This is a genomic window from Vibrio sp. CUB2 (genome assembly GCF_001557945.1).
GTDB lineage: Bacteria > Pseudomonadota > Gammaproteobacteria > Enterobacterales > Vibrionaceae > Vibrio > Vibrio owensii.
Genome location: NZ_LNRB01000027.1, coordinates 1 through 19,256 on the forward strand (window position 1 = coordinate 1; position 19,256 = coordinate 19,256).

Annotated in this window: 20 protein-coding genes; 8 read left to right on the plus strand and 12 right to left on the minus strand. The window is 43.5% G+C overall.

The window, feature by feature from the left end; genetic code table 11:
* Together ATB78_RS28755 and ATB78_RS25975 are read left to right on the plus strand one after the other, a co-directional pair.
* Positions 1–140, plus strand: a 140-nt coding sequence (locus ATB78_RS28755) for a flagellin (RefSeq protein WP_258184934.1), incomplete at its 5' end; no start/stop codon positions are given.
* Between the two features lie 114 nt (positions 141–254).
* On the plus strand, positions 255–1,379 hold the full coding sequence (locus ATB78_RS25975; protein ID WP_061010985.1) for a flagellin: 1,125 nt from the start codon (positions 255–257) through the stop codon (positions 1,377–1,379).
* Positions 1,380–1,480: 101 nt separating this feature from the next.
* Here ATB78_RS25975 and crr read toward each other — a convergent pair whose 3' ends face one another.
* From crr to cysZ, 5 genes are all read right to left on the minus strand, one after another.
* Entirely contained in the window at positions 1,481–1,990 is a 510-nt protein-coding gene (crr, locus tag ATB78_RS25980) for a PTS glucose transporter subunit IIA (RefSeq protein WP_005425608.1), read from the minus strand.
* Between the two features lie 105 nt (positions 1,991–2,095).
* Positions 2,096–3,820: a phosphoenolpyruvate-protein phosphotransferase PtsI gene (gene ptsI, locus ATB78_RS25985; RefSeq protein WP_005436893.1), complete on the minus strand. Its 1,725-nt coding sequence runs from the start codon at positions 3,818–3,820 to the stop codon at positions 2,096–2,098.
* Between the two features lie 139 nt (positions 3,821–3,959).
* Positions 3,960–4,217, minus strand: a complete 258-nt coding sequence (locus tag ATB78_RS25990) for an HPr family phosphocarrier protein (protein WP_005436894.1) — start codon at positions 4,215–4,217, stop codon at positions 3,960–3,962.
* Positions 4,218–4,515: 298 nt separating this feature from the next.
* A complete protein-coding gene (cysK, locus tag ATB78_RS25995; RefSeq protein ID WP_005436896.1) occupies positions 4,516–5,484 on the minus strand; it encodes a cysteine synthase A in 969 nt (322 codons plus the stop codon).
* 167 nt (positions 5,485–5,651) lie between these two features.
* On the minus strand, positions 5,652–6,392 hold the full coding sequence (gene cysZ / locus ATB78_RS26000; RefSeq protein WP_009707253.1) for a sulfate transporter CysZ: 741 nt from the start codon (positions 6,390–6,392) through the stop codon (positions 5,652–5,654).
* Between the two features lie 250 nt (positions 6,393–6,642).
* On the opposite strand from cysZ, the gene zipA reads away from it, so the two are divergent.
* The 4 genes from zipA to ATB78_RS26025 all read left to right on the plus strand — a co-directional run bounded on the left by zipA (position 6,643) and on the right by ATB78_RS26025 (position 12,041).
* On the plus strand, positions 6,643–7,599 hold the full coding sequence (gene zipA / locus ATB78_RS26005; protein WP_061010986.1) for a cell division protein ZipA: 957 nt from the start codon (positions 6,643–6,645) through the stop codon (positions 7,597–7,599).
* A gap of 88 nt (positions 7,600–7,687) precedes the next feature.
* Complete coding sequence (gene ligA / locus ATB78_RS26010) at positions 7,688–9,700, plus strand: NAD-dependent DNA ligase LigA (RefSeq protein WP_061010987.1); 2,013 nt, start codon at positions 7,688–7,690, stop codon at positions 9,698–9,700.
* 511 nt (positions 9,701–10,211) lie between these two features.
* Positions 10,212–11,597 carry a hypothetical protein gene (locus tag ATB78_RS26020; protein WP_005436905.1) on the plus strand — a complete coding sequence of 462 codons (1,386 nt, stop codon included), beginning with the start codon at positions 10,212–10,214 and terminating at the stop codon, positions 11,595–11,597.
* A gap of 81 nt (positions 11,598–11,678) precedes the next feature.
* A complete protein-coding gene (locus ATB78_RS26025) occupies positions 11,679–12,041 on the plus strand; it encodes a DUF2799 domain-containing protein (RefSeq protein ID WP_061010989.1) in 363 nt (120 codons plus the stop codon).
* Positions 12,042–12,117: 76 nt separating this feature from the next.
* Here ATB78_RS26025 and ATB78_RS29905 read toward each other — a convergent pair whose 3' ends face one another.
* From ATB78_RS29905 to bcsE, 7 genes are all read right to left on the minus strand, one after another.
* The gene (locus ATB78_RS29905) at positions 12,118–12,294 is read right to left on the minus strand and encodes a hypothetical protein (protein WP_173399927.1); all 177 of its coding nucleotides are present in this window, start codon (positions 12,292–12,294) and stop codon (positions 12,118–12,120) included.
* Positions 12,295–12,372: 78 nt separating this feature from the next.
* Complete coding sequence (locus ATB78_RS28765; RefSeq protein ID WP_081096654.1) at positions 12,373–12,552, minus strand: hypothetical protein; 180 nt, start codon at positions 12,550–12,552, stop codon at positions 12,373–12,375.
* A gap of 331 nt (positions 12,553–12,883) precedes the next feature.
* On the minus strand, positions 12,884–13,345 hold the full coding sequence (locus ATB78_RS26030) for an NfeD family protein (protein WP_005436909.1): 462 nt from the start codon (positions 13,343–13,345) through the stop codon (positions 12,884–12,886).
* A gap of 9 nt (positions 13,346–13,354) precedes the next feature.
* Complete coding sequence (locus ATB78_RS26035; protein WP_005436910.1) at positions 13,355–14,269, minus strand: SPFH domain-containing protein; 915 nt, start codon at positions 14,267–14,269, stop codon at positions 13,355–13,357.
* 162 nt (positions 14,270–14,431) lie between these two features.
* A complete protein-coding gene (gene bcsG / locus ATB78_RS26040) occupies positions 14,432–16,051 on the minus strand; it encodes a cellulose biosynthesis protein BcsG (RefSeq protein WP_061010990.1) in 1,620 nt (539 codons plus the stop codon).
* Positions 16,051–16,227: a hypothetical protein gene (locus tag ATB78_RS29910; protein WP_173399914.1), complete on the minus strand. Its 177-nt coding sequence runs from the start codon at positions 16,225–16,227 to the stop codon at positions 16,051–16,053. Before ATB78_RS29910 ends, bcsG begins: the two co-directional genes overlap by 1 nt.
* A complete protein-coding gene (gene bcsE, locus ATB78_RS26045) occupies positions 16,224–17,807 on the minus strand; it encodes a cellulose biosynthesis protein BcsE (RefSeq protein ID WP_005436914.1) in 1,584 nt (527 codons plus the stop codon). Before bcsE ends, ATB78_RS29910 begins: the two co-directional genes overlap by 4 nt.
* Before the next feature lie 478 nt (positions 17,808–18,285).
* Between bcsE and ATB78_RS26050 the strand changes: the two genes are divergently transcribed.
* Positions 18,286–18,483, plus strand: a complete 198-nt coding sequence (locus tag ATB78_RS26050; protein ID WP_039985971.1) for a hypothetical protein — start codon at positions 18,286–18,288, stop codon at positions 18,481–18,483.
* Positions 18,480–19,253: a cellulose biosynthesis protein BcsQ gene (gene bcsQ, locus ATB78_RS26055; RefSeq protein ID WP_061010991.1), complete on the plus strand. Its 774-nt coding sequence runs from the start codon at positions 18,480–18,482 to the stop codon at positions 19,251–19,253. Before ATB78_RS26050 ends, bcsQ begins: the two co-directional genes overlap by 4 nt.
* Positions 19,254–19,256: the final 3 nt, after the last annotated feature.

The following is a 19,256-nucleotide window of genomic DNA, read 5'->3' on the forward strand; positions in this document are numbered from 1 at the left end:
CGAAGAGCCGTATCAAAGATACAGACTTCGCGAAAGAAACGACTCAAATGACCAAGTCACAAATTCTATCGCAAGCGTCAAGCTCAATCCTTGCGCAAGCGAAACAAGCGCCTAACTCAGCGCTAAGCCTACTAGGTTAATCAACCTAATACGACGCGATACAAAAGCCAGGCTCACCCCTGGCTTTTTGCTTATTCAAATCACGCATTAGGTACACCGAATAGGGCAGGTGACAAGGAGTTCGTATCGATTAGATGGTCTCTTTAAATACCAATGTCACTGCGATGATGACGCAGCGGCACCTCAGTCATGCGGCTGAGCAAAACATAGAGTCTCAGCGAAACCTCACCTCGGGTTATCGGATTAACTCCGCCAGTGATGACGCTGCAGGTCTGCAAATCTCCAATACTCTTAATGTTCAAGCAAGAGGGCTTGATGTCGCCTTGAGAAATGCGCACGATGCGTATTCGGTGGCACAAACTGCAGAAGGCGCTTTGCATGAGAGCAGTGATATATTGCAACGCTTGCGCTCTCTGGGGCTTCAAGCGGCAAACGGCAGTAATGACTCAAGTGATCGACAAAGTATTCAATACGAGGTCGTAGCGCTGCAAGATGAGCTTGATCGCGTCGCGATCACGACGACATTTGCAGATAAAAACCTATTTGATGGCTCTTACGGCTCGCAAAGCTTCCATATTGGTGCGAATGCCAACTCTATCTCTCTGACACTGCGAAATATGCGCAGTCACATCCCGGAGATGGGAGGTCAGCATTATGTTGGTGATGCAGTCGATAAAGATTGGCGAGTCACTAAAGATAATCAAACCCTTAAATTTGAATACCAAGACAGTAAAGGGCAAACCCAAACAGAATCTATTGGGCTCAAGCTAGGAGATCGCATCGAGCAAGTTGCTACTTATATCAATGCGCAGCAATCGATAGTGAGTGCCTCAGTGACTGAAAACAATGAACTGCAATTCTTTGCCTCTACGCTGAATGCACCTGAAGGTGTAACGTTAGAGGGCAGTTTAGCGGATGAGCTTGACGTTAGTGCTGGTGGTTTAGTCACAATGGACGACATCGATATGTCGACTGTTGGCGGGGCACAGCTTTCAATTGGAGTGATTGACGCGGCAATTAAGTATGTTGATTCGCATCGAAGTGAAATAGGTGGCTTCCAAAACCGGGTTAGTGGCACGATGGATAACCTTAATACGGTGAACCGGAGTGTGACTGAATCTAAAGGGCGGATACGCGATACGGATTTTGCTCGAGAATCGACGGAGATGGTGCGTTCGCAAGTGTTGCAAGACGCGACTACCGCATTGTTAGCCCAAGCGAAGCAGAGACCGACCTCGGCACTTGGCTTGCTCAGTTAAATGGGTTGCAGCGATGAACATCGCTCAGGAACAAAAGTTTTCAGGTAATAAAAAACGCTGCCAATGGCAGCGTTTTTTTCGTGTTGGGCTAAGTAAAAAAATTACTTAGTTACACGTAGAACTGGAGTTTCACCAACAGTAACAGAACCAGAAAGCTTGTTCAGCTCTTTGATTTCGTCCATGTTAGAGATAACAACTGGAGTTAGCGTTGATTTCGCTTTCTCTTCTAGAAGAGCTAGGTCGAATTCAATTACAGTGTCGCCAGCTTTAACAGTTTGACCTTCTTCAGCGATACGCTTGAAGCCTTCGCCTTTAAGTTCAACAGTATCGATACCGAAGTGAACGAAAAGCTCAACACCGTCGTCAGACTCGATAGAGAACGCGTGGTTCGTTTCGAAGATCTTACCGATAGTACCGTTTACAGGAGCTACCATTTTGTTACCAGCAGGTTTGATAGCAATACCATCACCAACGATTTTCTCAGCGAAAACAACATCTGGCACATCTTCGATGTTCACGATCTCACCAGAAAGTGGTGCGATGATTTCGATTGCACCTGCGTCAGCGCTGTCGTCAGATACTAGCTTCTTAAGTTTGTCAAACAGACCCATTGTGTCATGCTCCTAACGTTTTATTTAATTCTGTCGAATTATAGTATACCAATCTTTCGAGATAGACGACTTTTTTTAACCGCCTATCTCATTGGAATTAGTTGATTATTGAGTTTTCTCTGCAATGAACTTTTCTACAACTGCTTCGATTTCTGCTGCTGTTGGTAGAGAAAGTGCTTCTTCAGCCATTGCTTTCACTTCTGCGAAGTTAGAGTTACGGATAACTTTCTTAACTTTAGGGATAGAGATACCGCTCATTGAGAACTCGTCTAGACCCATACCTAGAAGTAGAAGTGTTGCACGCTCATCACCTGCTAGCTCACCACACATACCAGTCCACTTACCTTCAGCGTGAGAAGCGTCGATAACTTGCTTGATCACAGTAAGTACAGCTGGTGATAGTGGGTTGTATAGGTGAGAAATCATCTCGTTACCACGGTCAACCGCTAGTGTGTACTGAGTTAGGTCGTTTGTACCGATAGAGAAGAAAGCAACTTCCTTCGCTAGGTGGTGTGCGATAGCTGCTGCAGCTGGAGTCTCAACCATTACACCGATTTCGATGTTTTCGTCGAATGCATGACCTTCAGCGCGTAGTTCTGCTTTGTACTCTTCGATCGCTTTCTTAAGCTCACGGATTTCTTCAACAGAGATGATCATTGGGAACATGATACGTAGTTTACCGTGTGCAGATGCACGTAGGATACCACGTAGCTGGTCACGTAGGATTTCACGACGATCCAAGCTGATACGTACTGCACGCCAGCCTAGGAACGGGTTCATCTCTTTTGGAAGATCCATGTATGGAAGATCTTTGTCGCCGCCGATGTCCATAGTACGGATGATCACAGACTCACCATTCATTGCTTCCGCAACTTCTTTGTAAGCTTGGTATTGCTCTTCTTCAGTTGGAAGTGCATCACGGTCCATGAACAGGAATTCAGTACGGTACAGACCAACGCCTTCGCCACCGTTGCGGATGATACCGTCACAGTCTTTAACTGTACCGATGTTACCGCAAACTTCTACGCGGTGACCGTCAGTTGTTTCTGCGTGTAGGTCTTTAAGCTTCGCTAGCTCTTCTTTTTCAGCAAGGAATGCAGCTTTAACTGCTTTCGCTTCTTCTAGTTCAGCTTCTGAAGGGTTGATAACGATTTTGTTGTTCATCGCATCAAGAATCAGCATGTCGCCGTTCTTAACTTGCTTAGTGATGTCGTTAGTACCAACGATAGCTGGAAGCTCAAGAGAGCGAGCCATGATTGAAGTGTGAGAAGTACGACCGCCGATGTCACAAGCAAAACCAAGAACGTAATCTAGGTTGATTTGTGCAGTTTCAGATGGCGTTAGGTCGTAAGCTACTAGGATAACTTCTTCATTGATGTCGCTTAGCGAAACAATGTTGATGCCTAGAGCGTTCTTAACGAAACGAGAACCGATGTCACGGATGTCAGTTGCACGTTCTTTCAGGTATTCGTCGTCTAGCGATTCAAGAGCACATGCTTGCTCTTCGATAACTGAATGAATTGCGTGGTCCGCAGACATTTTGTCGTTTTTGATAAGTGCTAGGATTTCTTCTTCTAGCTCTTCGTCTTCAAGAAGCATGATGTGACCTTCAAAGATCGCTTCTTTTTCTTCGCCAAACGTTTCAAGCGCTTTTTGCTTGATAGTTTCTAGTTGAGCAGAAGATTTGTTACGAGCGTCAAAGAAACGTGCAACTTCTGCTTCTACTTGATCATCAGAAATAGTGTTTGTGTTTAGGACAATTTCATCTTCTTGAAGTAGTAGTGCTTTACCGATTGCAATACCTGGAGATGCTAGGATGCCTGAAATCATAGCCTTACCTTAAGTTGGTCAACTTTATAAAACGGGAGAATAATGGGTGCGCTAACGAATAGTATTAGCTTAGTTTTGAGCCTATTTCCAACGAAGCCATTTTGCTTTCACAAAATGGCTTCTGGAATAGGAGACCGAATTAGTGTAGTTGGTCCATTAGAGCAACTAGGTGGTCAACTGCTTGCTGAGCTTGTGGGCCTTCAGCTGAGATAGTAACTAGAGTACCTTTTACTAGGCCTAGTGTTTGTAGCTTGAATAGGCTCTTAGCGCTAGCGCTTTTACCGTTAGAAGTCACAGTGATGTCCGCGTCGAATGCTTTAGCTTCTTTAACGAACTGTGCAGCTGGACGAGTGTGAAGACCGTTTTCTGCTGTGATTTCTACTTGCTTCTCGTACATGTGATATACCCCAATAAATGTATTTTTTTGTTAGTTTGTGACTGAGTTTTAGCTTAACTGCTTTACACCTTGTGCGCTAGCACGGGAGAGTTCAAAGCGTGTCAGAACTGATACTAGTCAAAAGTTTGGTGATTGCGCAACTGTTTGCGTGCGTAATCACTCTGAAACCTTTTTGGTTTAGATTCTTTATTTTGAACCTAAAAATAAAACACCCTGATATTACCAAAGGTGGGGCAGGGATCAACAAAAAAGCCCCTGAACGGGGCTTTTTTAAACGAAAAATTGATTTGACCACATATTACTGTTGGTTCTCTTTCTCGGTAAAGATGCCGGCAAATAGTGCCGTACTTAGGTAACGTTCACCAGAGCTTGGAAGAACAGTTACAATCGTTTTTCCTTCAAATTCAGGTAGTTCTGCAAGGCGGTTTGCCGCAACGACTGCTGCACCTGAAGAAATGCCCGCTAGGATACCTTCTTCTTCCATTAGGCGACGAGCCATCTCAATCGCTTCTTCAGACGTTACTTGCTCAACACGGTCTAGAAGTTCTAAATCTAAGTTACCAGGGATGAAACCAGCGCCGATACCTTGGATTTTATGAGGAGCAGGTTGGATTTCTTCACCTGCTAGCGCTTGCGCAATCACTGGTGATTCTGCTGGCTCTACCGCAACAGAAGTGATGGCTTTGCCTTTTTCACCTTTGATGTAACGGCTTGTACCTGTGATAGTACCGCCCGTACCAACACCTGCTACGAATACGTCGATTTCACCGTCTGTTGCTTCCCAAATTTCAGGGCCCGTTGTCTTCTCATGAATCTCTGGGTTTGCAGGGTTGTTGAACTGTTGTAGAAGTAGGTATTTGTCTGGGTTGCTTGCTACGATTTCTTCGGCTTTCGCAATCGCGCCTTTCATGCCTTTTGCTGCTTCTGTTAGTTCTAAGTTTGCACCTAGCGCTTTCAGAAGTTTACGACGCTCAAGGCTCATTGATTCAGGCATCGTCAGTGTTAGCTTGTAACCGCGAGCTGCTGCTACGAATGCAAGCGCAACCCCTGTGTTACCACTGGTTGGCTCTACTAGCTCAACACCTGGCTTGAGCGTACCTGCTTTTTCAGCTTCCCAAATCATGTTTGCACCAATACGGCACTTAACGCTGAAGCTTGGGTTGCGCGCTTCGATTTTCGCTAGAACTTTACCCTTGCTCACTTTGTTTAGGCGAACTAGAGGAGTATTACCAATGGTAAGAGAGTTGTCTTCGTAGATCTTGCTCATAGTGATGTTCCTTCATTACACGTTTTGTGAATATGGATAGAAGAATATGCGGTATAAAAAAAAGGGAAAAGGATTAAAAAGTTATATCTTATGAGGTTGGTCAAGAAATCCGCAAAATAACTGAGGAGGCACATTTGTCCTCCTCAATTGGTTTAAAAAAACACCTATTATTGATGCTTAAATTCGGTTACCCACATCGCGGTTGCGCCACAGACAGCAACAGGCATAACGATAAGATTGAGAATTGGGATAGTCGTGAATACAGAAACCAGCACACCAAACCCATAGGCCTTACCTTGCTTTTGTTTCAATTTGTAACGCATGTCGTTGAAAGGGACTTTGTGGTTATCAAATGGGTAGTCACAATATTGAATCGCTAACATCCATGCGGTGAAAATAAACCATAGAAAAGGTCCAACGGTTTGACCTAATGCTGGGATGAGCAAGAGTAAAAACAGACCTATCGCTTTTGGTAACACGTAAAGTAGTTTGCGCCATTCACGGGCCATCACGCGAGGTACATCCTTAATGAGTGCCGCAAAGCCGTCGTCATTGACTTTTTGTCCTGTAAGAGACTCTTCTACTTTCTCTGCCAACAACCCATTAAAAGGCGCTGCAATGAAGTTGGCTAATGTACTAAAGAAATAGGAGAACGTGGCCAGAATGGTCAACACCAATATCGGCCACAATATATAGGTAAGCCAAGAGAGGAACTCTGGCAGCTTACCAATCCAATTCTCGATCCAAACATCGAGATGGGAAAATAAATAAAAGATAGCGCCCCCAACAAGCAAAATGTTGGCAAGCAGCGGCAAGACGACAAAACGTCGGATCTCTGGGGAGAGAGCTATTTGAATTCCGTATAGGAAGTAACCGAATCCGGTTCTAGGCTGATTATTCGACTTCATATCCATTTTGTTTCTTGTAAGTGAAAACTCATTGTACCTGTGGATGCTTTTCTTTCAATGCCCTAACAATTTGGGTCTTGTAAAGTGGAATCGTGGCAAGAATCACAACAAAAAGCGGAACTTCTTGCATTAAGTTGTTCTAAACCTACATATAGTTTTGGTAAAGTAAAAGCATCATTCGGATTTATTGCACTTGGGTTACTGCTCAAGGATGTGCGAGTAGTAAGAACAAGTAGATTGAGAGTAAATAATGCAGGAATTGCGATTCGTACTCATTGTTGTTGGCGCATTAGCCATCGCCGCATTGCTATTTCATGGTTTGTGGACAAGCAAAAAAGAAGGCAAAGCGAAATTTGGTAACAAGCCGCTTGGTAAGTTGGACGTTGACCAAGAGGATAAAGACTCCCTAGATCAAGAGCGTGAAATCGTTCCTGCTCCAGAAGACGATTTCGAAATCATCCGCAAAGACCGTAAAGAGCCTGACTTTGGGATGGAAAGTTCTTTCGATAACAAATTTGCCTCTGATCCGCTGATCGATGATGTTCTTGATGTTAGAGAAAAAGAACACAAGGAAGAGCGCGAAATCCCTGCTTTTGTCGCAACGAAGAAAACCGAAGACGAACTAGAGCCTGTTCTGCAAGAGCCAGTACAGTCGTCGGTTGTTGAAGAAGAAATTATTGAACCAGTCTTTGAAGCTCCTGAAGTACCAGAAGCGCCAGTTATGCCAGAAGTACAGGCGACAACGGTAATGGCTGAAGAAGTGATTGAAGAGCCAAAACCAGAACCTGAAATGCAAGTGATTGTGTTGAACGTTCATTGCGCTGGCGATGAGCCTTTCATCGGCACTAAGCTGTTCGATAGCATGCAGCAAAATGGATTGATTTACGGTGAGATGAATATCTTCCATCGTCATGTTGATTTATCAGGCAATGGCAAAGTGCTATTTAGCGTGGCCAACATGATGCACCCGGGTACGCTAGAACACGGTGACCCAGCTGAATTCAGTACTAAAGGTATTTCGTTCTTTATGACGCTACCTTGTTATGGCGAAGCAGACCAAAACTTCAACCTTATGCTGCGTATTGCACAACAAATTGCTGACGATATGGGCGGTAACGTTTTGGATGATCAACGTAACTTGATGACACCAGATCGATTGGCCTCATATCGACGTCAAATAGTTGAGTTTAATGCTGCTAGCGCATAACCTTAACACCAAATAATGATAGGGCTCCGTTAGGAGCCCTTTTTCTTAGATTCCCAACCTCATTGAACAATATACACGGGGCTTTAATATGTCTGAATCAGTACTTCAGCGACTAGAAGAATTAAAAGAGTCGTTGCATTACCACGCTGTTCGTTACTACGTGGAAGATAACCCAGAGATTCCAGACGCAGAATACGACCGTATGATGCGTGAACTATTGGATATTGAAGCCGAGAACCCGGAGTTGGTGACTGTAGACTCTCCAAGCCAACGTGTTGGAGGTCAGCCACTGTCTGAATTCAGCCAAGTCACTCACGAAGTGCCAATGCTGTCTTTGGACAACGCGTTTGATGATGCTGAACTGGATGGTTTTCACAAACGTGCTCAAGACCGTGTCGTTGGCCATACCATTAAACAATACTGCTGCGAGCCTAAGCTTGATGGCTTAGCTGTGAGCCTGCTGTATGAAAATGGCGTTTTGGTACAAGCGGCAACGCGTGGCGACGGTACAACGGGTGAGAATATCACTGAAAACGTACGTACTATCAGTGCCATCCCATTAAAGTTACAAGGTAAAGACTGGCCGACACGTCTAGAAGTGCGCGGTGAAGTGTTTATGCCAAAAGCGGGTTTTGACAAACTTAACGAGAACGCACGAAAAAAAGGCGAGAAAGTTTTTGTAAACCCACGTAACGCGGCAGCAGGTAGCCTACGCCAATTAGATTCCCGTATCACGGCTTCACGTCCTCTAAGCTTTTATGCATACAGTGTTGGCGTTGTGGAGGGGGCAACTCTAGCTAACAGTCACTACGAACGATTCTTACAAATCAAATCGTGGGGCTTACCAATGTGTCCAGAAACCAAGCGTGTCGATAGCTTGGAAGAGGTTAAAGCGTACTACCAAGATATTCTTACTCGTCGTGAAGCTTTGGCTTACGAAATTGACGGTGTCGTTATCAAAGTGGACGACATTGCGATTCAAGAGCGTTTAGGTTTTGTCGCTCGTGCTCCTCGTTGGGCTATTGCCTACAAATTCCCGGCTCAGGAAGAAATCACCACACTGAATGAAGTTGAGTTCCAAGTTGGTCGTACTGGCGCGATTACTCCAGTAGCCAAACTTGAACCAGTATTTGTTGGTGGTGTAACAGTCTCTAACGCTACGCTTCATAACGCAGATGAGATTGAGCGTTTGCAAGTGATGGTCGGTGACCAAGTCGTGATTCGCCGTGCTGGTGACGTGATTCCACAAGTGGTGTCTGTTATCAAAGAGCGCCGTCCTGAAACGGCTCGTGAAATCCTTTTCCCAGATGCTTGTCCGGTATGTGGCTCTCACGTTGAGCGTATCGAAGGTGAAGCGGTAACACGTTGTACTGGCGGCTTAGTATGTCAGGCACAACGTAAAGAAGCGTTAAAGCATTTTGTTTCCCGCAAAGCGTTAGACGTAGATGGTCTGGGTGACAAGGTGATTGAACAGTTAGTGGATCGTGAGATGGTGGAAACACCTGCTGATCTATTTAAGCTTTCAGCGGGTGTCTTAACCGTACTAGAGCGTATGGGGCCGAAATCGGCAACCAACGTTGTCAATGCGCTTGAGAAATCAAAACTCACTACATTGCCACGCTTTTTGTACTCACTCGGCATTCGTGAAGTAGGGGAGGCAACCGCAGCCAACCTAGCACAACACTTCAAGAATCTGGATGTGATTCAGCAAGCGACAGAAGAGCAATTGATTGAAGTTCAGGACATTGGTGTGATCGTGGCAAAACACATTACGACTTTCTTTGGCGAAGAGAAAAACCAAGCTGTTGTTCGTGACTTGCTAGAACAAGGCATCAACTGGCCAGAGATTGCAGCACCACAAGAAGGTGTTGAATTACCATTGGAAGGCAAGACGGTCGTACTAACTGGCACACTTTCTCAACTAGGTCGCTCAGAAGCGAAAGAAGCATTACAGAACCTAGGCGCGAAAGTAACGGGTAGTGTATCGAAGAAAACAGACATTCTGTTTGCTGGTGAGAACGCGGGTTCTAAGCTTGCAAAAGCGCAAGAGCTCGGTATTGAGATTCAAACTGAGCAAGACTTACTCAACTTGATGAATTAACTCCCCTCAAAAAAGATAAAAAATACCTAAAAGCCCCAATTGCCAGTCAGTTGGGGCTTTTTCTTTGCAATTAAAAAGTCACTCAATAACCTCCTAATTCCGCTGTTTAGTGATTTCAGTGATCAGGATCGACCCTTCAACGATTCATCTCCTATAGACCAAAGTCTGCGATCAACTTCAAATTGAGCTTTGTTGTTTTTATCTAAGTAGTTGTATTTTAAATGCTTAATTGCTTGTTGTGTCTTTGGTGTTAAAAATAAGATCTGGATCAACAACTTATATGGAACTTTGGCGTTGGTCATATTTTTTTAGAAAAAAAATAAGTTCCATTTGGATGTTTTTAGATGCGAAGTTAGTCTTAGAAGCGTGGATACACGGTGTGTATGCAGGAACTAAAAAGAACCAATTTAGAAATATTGAGGTTCACTCAGGAATTTACTTCTCTCCTTCGGCGGCCAACTTAAGGTGAGATAGAAAAATACAGCTATATCCATTTTTAGGAGTTTTTTCCATGGACAAATTTTTTAAAGTATCTGCCCTTTCTGCGGCAATGATGGGTGCAGTAGTTGCTGCTCCAGCAATGGCTGAAGATCCATTAGGTCCAGAGTACGCTGGCGCAGTTTCAGAGTTTTTCTCTGAGTCGACTATCAGCGGTAACCTTAACTTTTGGATGCGTGCTCGTGACCGTGGCAATGTAGATGCAAATGGTAACGACACTAAAAAGGTAACGAACCTAGACCACGGTTCTATCTTTGCAAACCTAGGCTTCAACTCTGGCTATGTTGGCGGTGTTGCTGGTCTTGATGTTGTTATCTACAGCACATTCGACATGTGGCAAAACGGTGGTGCAGACCACGAAATGAACTTCTGGGGTGTAAACAACCCATACGATAAAGAAGCGAAAGACAGCGCATGTTCTGATGTATGGACTGACTGTACAGACAACGGCGTTTCATTTGCTACTGCGGCAGCGAAGTTCAAACTAGGTGATTCTGCTACTGCGAAACTTGGTTACTTCCAACCATCTGTACCTAGCTCTCTAGGTGTTAACTGGTCATTCGCTCCAGGTACTTACCTAGGTGGTGAAGTTGGCGGAAAAATCGGTGGTTTTGACCTAGGTTTGGTTGTTGCGACTGAATACAAAGCACCGTGGTTCAAAGAAACTTACGAATTCAGAACAACTAAGGGTGAAGACGCAGGTACACTTTACTCTGTAGGTGGTCGTTACACTCTAGACAACGGTATCTCTCTAGATGCAGCATACGGTGGTCTATCTGATGGTGACCGTTGGAACGCTCACTTTAAAGTGAAAGGTACAACAGAAGGTGGTCTATACTGGTCTCCTCAATTATACATCGTTGATGATAGCGAACAGTACGACAGCACTGCATACCAGTTAGCACTTTTGACGAGCTTCTCTTCTGGTCAGTACTCATACCGTGCTGAAGCGACATACACTGGCGCAGATTCTGGTGACCCAGCAAACGTTGGTAACATGTCTTACCGTCTAACTAGCCAATACGGTGGTTCTAACGGTGCTTACGAAATCTGGTGGAACAACCGTTCTGACTTTAACCACGATGAAGAGCTAGCGGTATTTGGTTCTGTGTCTCGTGACTTCTCTGATATCGGTGGTAAAGGCTTTAGTGCTGGTCTAAGTGGTGCATACGGCTTCGGTTCATCTGCTCAAGGTTACGATGACCTTAGCGAGTACGCATACAGCGTTTTTGCAAACTACGCAATCCAAGCTGGCGCACTTAAAGATGCTCACATCAGCTTCTACTACACTAACTACTACAATGATACAAACGCTCCAAACTGGACAGGTTACACTAACTTGTTCCAAGATGAGGAAGATTTCAAGCTAGTACTAGCAATTCCGTTCTCAGTTAAATAAGCGAACTGAATAAACTAAATAGTGTCTAAAAAGCTGAGCATACGCTCAGCTTTTTTTGTCTCAGAGACCAAGGAGCTAACCATGAAGAAAGCACTGATCATTCCATTTGTATTATTCTCCCTTCAAGCTTGTAGCACTGCCCCTAAAACTCCAGCCGAGTATTGGTATGGGCAAGGTGAACGTTTCGGCTCAAATGGCTACCGCTACGACAACGATGTTTTAGCGAACTTAAAAGAGAGTGTTTCTTTTGACGAAGCATCCTACAAAGCGGGCTATGAAGCAGGTAAAGTGGAGTACTGTGATCCTTTCAAAGCGTTTGAAAAAGGTATTCAAGGTACTCGTTATACTGACCAATGTGCAGGTCAACCTCAAGAAGTCATGATTAAAGCGGAATGGCAAAGAGGGTGGGATGCATTTATCGGTTCTGACTTCTACAAGTTCTAAGTTTTTTCATTTAATGGCCAACGAAGTTTATCCCCATAAAATAGATAAACTTCGTTAAAACCATTGATAATGTTAATTATTTAAATGTACCACCGTATATTGTACACAATTCACGTGGTAAGTGTTTTACTGTACCATCACTAAATGTGCAATCTACGCCGGCACCGAATGCATGTCCCGCTGAGTTTTGTGCTAAAGAAATTGGAGATGCAAAAATAAAGCACGCAATAAATAAAGCAGCAATCTTTTTCATGGTGAATCCTCTCACTCATTAAATGTCCAGCTTAAGCTGAATAATTAATTGATCTTTCAATTTAAATTTAGAATTGTTTTATTTCTTTATCGTACCATTTTGATGTTGGCATAAGACGATTGGCATATAATCGCTAGTCCCGTCTGGTAGATAGCATTGCACGTTAGGCCCTGTAGCGCTGTTACCGTTTGAGCCTGAGTAGGCAAACACGCTTGATGAGAACAACACCACAGCGAACAACATTATTGTCTTTTTCATAGTACTTCCTCTTACTTACCTTAAAAAAACATAAGCACTTAATTGACATGCTTATGCGTTAAGTATGTATAGAGACCTAGAAAGATCAAAATTAAATTCAACAGTGTTTTATTTTTTAAAATAAATTTAGATTTCGAAAAAGGAGTTATATTTTTCTATGTGTCTGAATTATTTAATTTGAATAATTGAGTAAGAGTAGGAAAAGAGAGTATGCTGATAATATTTATATTACTTAATTTTTGTGGTTAATTTAAATAAGTGAATGAAATAAAAGAAGTAGTTTGAATAGATATGAAATAGGGTGCTTTGCACCCTATTATTTTGACACAAGTCAGCGAGAAACCGGTTTAATCTTAAGAATAATACCGTCAACGGCGATAATTTCGACTCGAGTTCCTGCTGGTAAATCGTGTTCTGATTCAGCAGACCAAGTAGTATCTGCCACTCGTAAGCGGTTCATCCCCACCGTGAAGTCTTCATCTAATGTCACGATACTACCGACTAATTGTTTCTGCTTTTGGTTAAGATCGCGCGCACTGTCGCTCTTACGATCTTTCGACCATTGCTTTCGCCACCACAGCCACGTTGTCATCAAGCTGAAAGCAGCAAAAGCTAACCATTGCATCTGCCAACTGATGGGCAAGAATGACAAAATGGTTCCGACGATAAGCGCCGATATGCCAAGCCATAAGAAATAGCCAGCAGTGCCGAGTAGCTCGATCGCTAGCAAAGCAAAACCAAACGCAATCCAATGCCAGAACGTAACGCCTTCCAATAGGCTAAATAAATCCATAAGTAGACCTTAGTCTTTACTTTGTTTGAACATCTCTGCGATACCAGCAACGGAGCCCATGAGTCCAGTTGCTTCAATTGGTAACATGATAATCTTACCATTTTCTGCTTGGCCGATACTCTTCAATGCTTCAGTGTAACCCTGAGCAATAAAGTAGTTCACTGCTTTGACGTCACCTTTAGCAATGGCTTCTGACACCATGTAAGTTGCTTTTGCTTCAGCTTGCGCCGCACGTTCGCGGGCTTCTGCATGTAAGATCGCAGACTGCTTTTCACCTTCCGCTTTTAAGATCTCTGATTGTTTTTGACCTTCAGCGCGTAAGATTTCTGCTTGGCGCACACCTTCAGCTTCTAAGATCTCTGCACGTTTATTACGCTCTGCTTTCATCTGAGCATTCATCGCTGCAGTCAGATCTGCGGGTGGCTGAACGTCTTTAATCTCAATACGTGTCACTTTAACACCCCAAGGGTTAGTCGCTTGGTCAACAATAGAGAGAAGCTTGGTGTTGATCATGTCACGTTGGCTGAGCATTTCGTCCAGCTCCATTGAACCAAGAACGGTACGGATGTTAGTCAACGTAAGGTTACGAATAGCATGCTCTAGGTCGTTTACTTCATAGGCTGCTTTGGCTGCGTCGATAACTTGAACAAAGCCGACTGCGTCGATAACGACATTCGCATTATCTTTAGAAATGACTTCTTGAGCTGGAATGTCGAGAACTCGTTCCATCATATTGATCTTCTGACCGATTCTATCGACAAACGGAATGATTAAGTTCAAACCTGGTTTAAGAGTGTGGGTGTAGCGCCCAAAGCGTTCAACTGTCCAGTTGTTGCCTTGAGGAACGGTTTTAATCGCAGACGCGAGGAGGATGATGGCTAGAGCAACGAAAATACCGATGGTGATCAATGAGTCAATTGGCATGTGCTATTCCCTTAAGTGCATAGTATTGATTCATTTTTACTCATTTGGGCTTATGAAACAATCGTAGAAGTGAGAGGTTTGATAAATTCCAGACAAAATAAAGGCCGGAAATTCCCAGCCTTTATTCACTTTAATTTCAGATTGTTACTCTACGTCGAGCTTTTACTTAGGATATTCAATCCAACTTGAACCATCCAACGAGACGTAGTACTTACCATTTACCTCAATCACCGTTGAACCAGAGTTCTGCGCGACGACTTGTGTTTCAGGTAAGTTTCCTGCTAACTCATCCGGACTAAAGAATTTCTTCTCATAAATGTTTTGCTCAAGAATATTTGATACCAACTGCGATAGCGCTAAATAGCTTGATGGTGCTTTTACGTGCTTAGTATCGCCTTGGCGTTGGATACCTTCGCCGAAGACTTTAATTCCGACAGGAGTGTGAACGATCGTTGGTGCCGGAATCTCACGCATGCCTGAAATCTGCATTCTATCTCCTCGCATACCAGCGCCATGCTCTGGCACCAAAGCAACAACGATATTGCGTTTAGAGGCTTTAAGCTCTTGGAAGAACGAATAAAGATCATCAAGAAGGTTCTTTAGACGTTTCTTGTAACTCACCATAGACGTTGTCGAATTGGCATTGATGATGCGGTTACCATCATGCAAAGAAATGGTGTTATACAACGCAACCACTTTCTCATCATCGCTTTCGATTCGTTGTTGCCACCAATCATCAAGCACCTGTTTGTCACGGAAGATCGATGAGCCATCAAATGATTTTTGATAAGGCTTGAATCCTTCTTGAGACATCAAGTTCGTTTTTAGGTCGCCATCTTTTTTGATCAGTTCTAAGAAGCTATCGAACACACCGTTGTGGTTCATCAACAGGTTTTCTTTGAAGCCGAGATCTTTCAGGTTATCGAACAAGTAACATTGCTTTGGAGCAGGCTCGAACAATTTACTGTGCTCTTGTTGACCACAGCTCGCTCTCAGCAGTCTAACAACGGCAGGCCCGCTGTAGGATGTCGCCGCGCTGAAGTTATCAAACATGACATCAAACTCTTTGAACAACGGGTGATCAGCCATACCAGCAATCTCAATGTCATCCCAAGCGACGGAACAGATGCTCAAGAACAGCAAATCAAACGGAGCATCTTGTGCGCTATCAGGGCTGAACGAGACACGTCGTGATGCTTCTTTCGCAAAGAAATCTGCTGTCATACTGTTGAGCGACTCATCGTTGATTTCTGTGACTTGAGGTTGTGTCGTTTCCGCCACTTCCGTAGTTGCTGGTGGCGCAGGTTGAGTTGTTTCAACGGTGACTGAAGTCTGTGGCGTTTTTGGAATGCTGACGTAAATCATCGCGATGACAACGAATACAGAAACGCGTAAAAACTTACTCAGGATGAAATACGCTGCGCACAAAGCAAACAACCCAAGCAATGCTTGAACAGAGATGAAGCGTCCCATGAGTTCGACAAGATAGCTAAACTCAAACTGCATCAACTGACCCGCCTGAGCCCATAATCGCTCTAACGGAGGTAAGAAAGAGTCATAATGCAGTAGCCATGCGGCGATGATCACTGCGATAACATGCCGCAGGACATTCAATGCTCTTACTGGCACAGGTAACAGAATAAAGAGTAAGAGCGCAAAGTTTTCTAGCGGATGGAAATCAATGATCCCTTGGAGGAAGAGGGCAACTTTGGCAATAAAATAAATGTTCCACCAACCTAATCCAATTGTGAACTGAGCGGGCTGTTTAGAGTGTGAAGTCATCACTTAAGCTTCTTGTTTTTGTTTACAGAAAGATCTTGTTCAAAGTATTGCGCGCGTTTTAAGTATCTATCGTAGAGTCGCTTTATCGCGCTGACTGCATCACGCAGAAAGTAGCCAAGGACTAATCCTACGCAAAGGCTAATGCCTACGGTGAGCATAAAGTCATCAATGTTCATTTCTGCTCCTTAATGGCGATGGCTTTTTTAACTGCGAACAAAGCAGGTACCTCGATCATAGGCTTTTTCGTTACCGCGAAAATCTGTTTCTCTGTGGTCAAGCTTGATACCTCCTCGGAGATGCTGACTTCATCCTCTAGGATGTATTTTAGTTCAGCTTCGATATCGTAATGGGTATCGAAGGTGCGCGTTGAGTGGAACAAATCTCGAGGTGGAAACTCGAAAATATTATTGAGTGCAACATCGATGTCGTTATGACGGATAGCACTGAACAAAACGTACAGTGCTTTATTACAAGCGGTGACAACATCACCATCTCGTCGGATGTGGCACAAACGAAGGCATTCTTCAGGGCTCATTCCCGGTAGCAAATTCAACTTAATCAGAGCAAAGTTGACGTTAGAACGGCTCGAACTGGCGATCACATCTGTGCAGTATTGACTGAAGTCTCTGTTATGCAGGTAGCCTTTGCTGCCAAATTTAACGTCGTACTTTAGTAAGGCCTCTAAGCTTTGAGGCAATGCACGCGTCAGCATTTGCCCTTGTATAGCCTCTACCTGAGTCATAAAGCGCATCTGAGGCACTTGCACCGGTGAAATCAGATTTACACCAGCACGAAGCAAAAACTTTTCATCCGCGTATCGTAAACATTGTTGTGTTTCTCTGATCACGAGCTTGAGTTGTCTACCCGCTTTCGTGCGCAGTCGGTAGCAATCCAATGCCAACTGTTGCACTTCGCTTTGACTTGAACAGTTGAAAACGATCGTCGAGGCTCTAGGGCTATCTAACATCTCCAATAGCTGTTGGTTATTTTCTGCTAGGTGCATTCCTCTTGGCACTTTTGTGCTGTCACCCAGGGCTTCTTTTGTTATGTAAAGTCGTTCGCTATCGGCTTTGTCTTCTGTAACATCGTTCGTTTGCAACTTTTCATATGGTGTCGCGAGCAAGTGGCAGTTCTCATCAAAAGATAGGATGTATTCCTCTTCTGATTTCACTCCATGTTTGTTGGACCAAAAGTCGACAAAGTAACTGTATCGTGTTTCATCTAATGCGCTCATCGTCGCTAGACCAGCAAGGTATTGATTATTCGTCAACAACTTAGGCTTAAGTATCGATGTCGCCAAATGACCATAGATACATATATTGATAATGAGCGATTTTTTATGGGCGAATTCATTTATTGTTCTTAGGAATATGCCTACATCTTTGTCGCTGCAGTGAGATAAAATCGAGTCGGGAATAAACAAAATATAGTTAGAGCTCTTACTAATATTTATTTTGTGAATGTCTTTAGCAAGATTAATTGGGTCTAACTTCTTTTTTAGATTTTTATTACTTATGAAGTAGATCTTATCAAGATAACTATCAGATAAGTCATTGAATTTTTGTGATGCTTCGCGGTTTAGACCGGAAAGGAAAGTTTCTTTATTGGTGAAACTTGTAAGTGAAGTGTTGTGATTTTGGCTTGATGCACTAATTAAGAACTCAATTGTCATGTGTTTGTGAGAAAATAAATTGACGTATACGGATCGATTTTCTCGTTCACTGGTAATTGCGGATAGACCGTTTATTAATGACATCAAAATAGCCTTTTAATCAGTTGGTTATGTTCATCTTTCTTTGTCTTTAAGCTGTCGCTGTATGTAAAACGTTACAGAAAAAAGTGCCAATGTGACAATAAAATGACGCAAAGATATTAAACGAAATTGATCAAAAATAAAATTAGATATAGCATTATCTGCCTTGATGTTTATAAGTTTAAAATTATGCATTTGCAAACTAATATGTTTATAGTTTGACTATAATTTTGGCTTATATGTCGTAAACGGATAATTACAACTCATCTTCATAATCTCAGTTTCTGAAGCCAAACATCATTTAGGAATTTAATAATCATGTGATCAATGACTTAGGTTGTTCACATTTTTTCTCATTCTATAAATATGTGATGCACGGGTTAGGTGCGTCAAATTTTCAGCATCGTATTTGATAAAAATTTAAGCAAGATAGGAGTGTCTTAGCGCTTTATCAGATGCGTGGATAACGTGGAAAGATGTCGTGACAGAGCCAGCAAAAGACATTAATTCGATCTACTCTTCATATGACTTAACTCAGCATCAATATGTTGAGACGACAGAAAATGAGTCGTATCTCAATGTGAAAAGTAAATGGTTGGTTTTTCAATCTCAACCGACCAAAGACAGTGGAACTGGGATCAAAAACAAACAAGCAGGTCTTGAAACGGAAGCGATATGAAGCGCCTTCTTTTTGTTAGCTTAAGGGGCGGGTGTGGAGCAACCACGGTAACCGCAAACTTGGCTCAAGCTTTAGTTAAAATTAACAAGCAGGTTCTTGCGATCGACGCAGTGCCTGAGAATCTGTTACGCCTTCATCTTGGTCTTCCTTACGAAGAGCGAGACGGTTGGGCAGCACGTGTGTTGTCTGACGATGCCTGGGTAGAGGCCGGGTATCAAAGCCCGCAAGGCGCTCTGTTGCTGCCATTTGGCGAATTGGATGCCGACAAAAAGGGGCTGTTCGCTCAATCTTATCAATTCCTTCAAGCGCTTGGTCGTTCAACCTTGCAAGTCACAGATGCAGAGCAATGGCAGTTGTTCCACGGTGATATGTCTTACCTCATGGCTCCAGAAATGAACGCGTTTGTTGAGTCGATGGACATGGTGTTTGTGGTTATTAACGCTGATGCAATGAACTACGCAGCGTTACAAACGGCGCTTAGACACTCGTCTCAAATCAGCAACCTAGTTGAGTCTGGTAAGCTGCGTTACATTCTTAATCAATATCAGCCTGAGACTGAGATTGGCCGAGATTTCATGCTGGTGTTTAAGAAGGAACTGCAAGCGTCGTTAGTGCCTGTTCTCATGCACCGTGATACGGCATTGGCTGAATGCGCCGCCAATTTGACGACCGTTCAGCATTACTCTCCGACGAGCCAAGCAGCGAAAGATTACCAGTCTTTGGCATTTTGGTGCGTTTCAACGCTTGCCGCTGCAACTTCTCAGGGCTAGTGA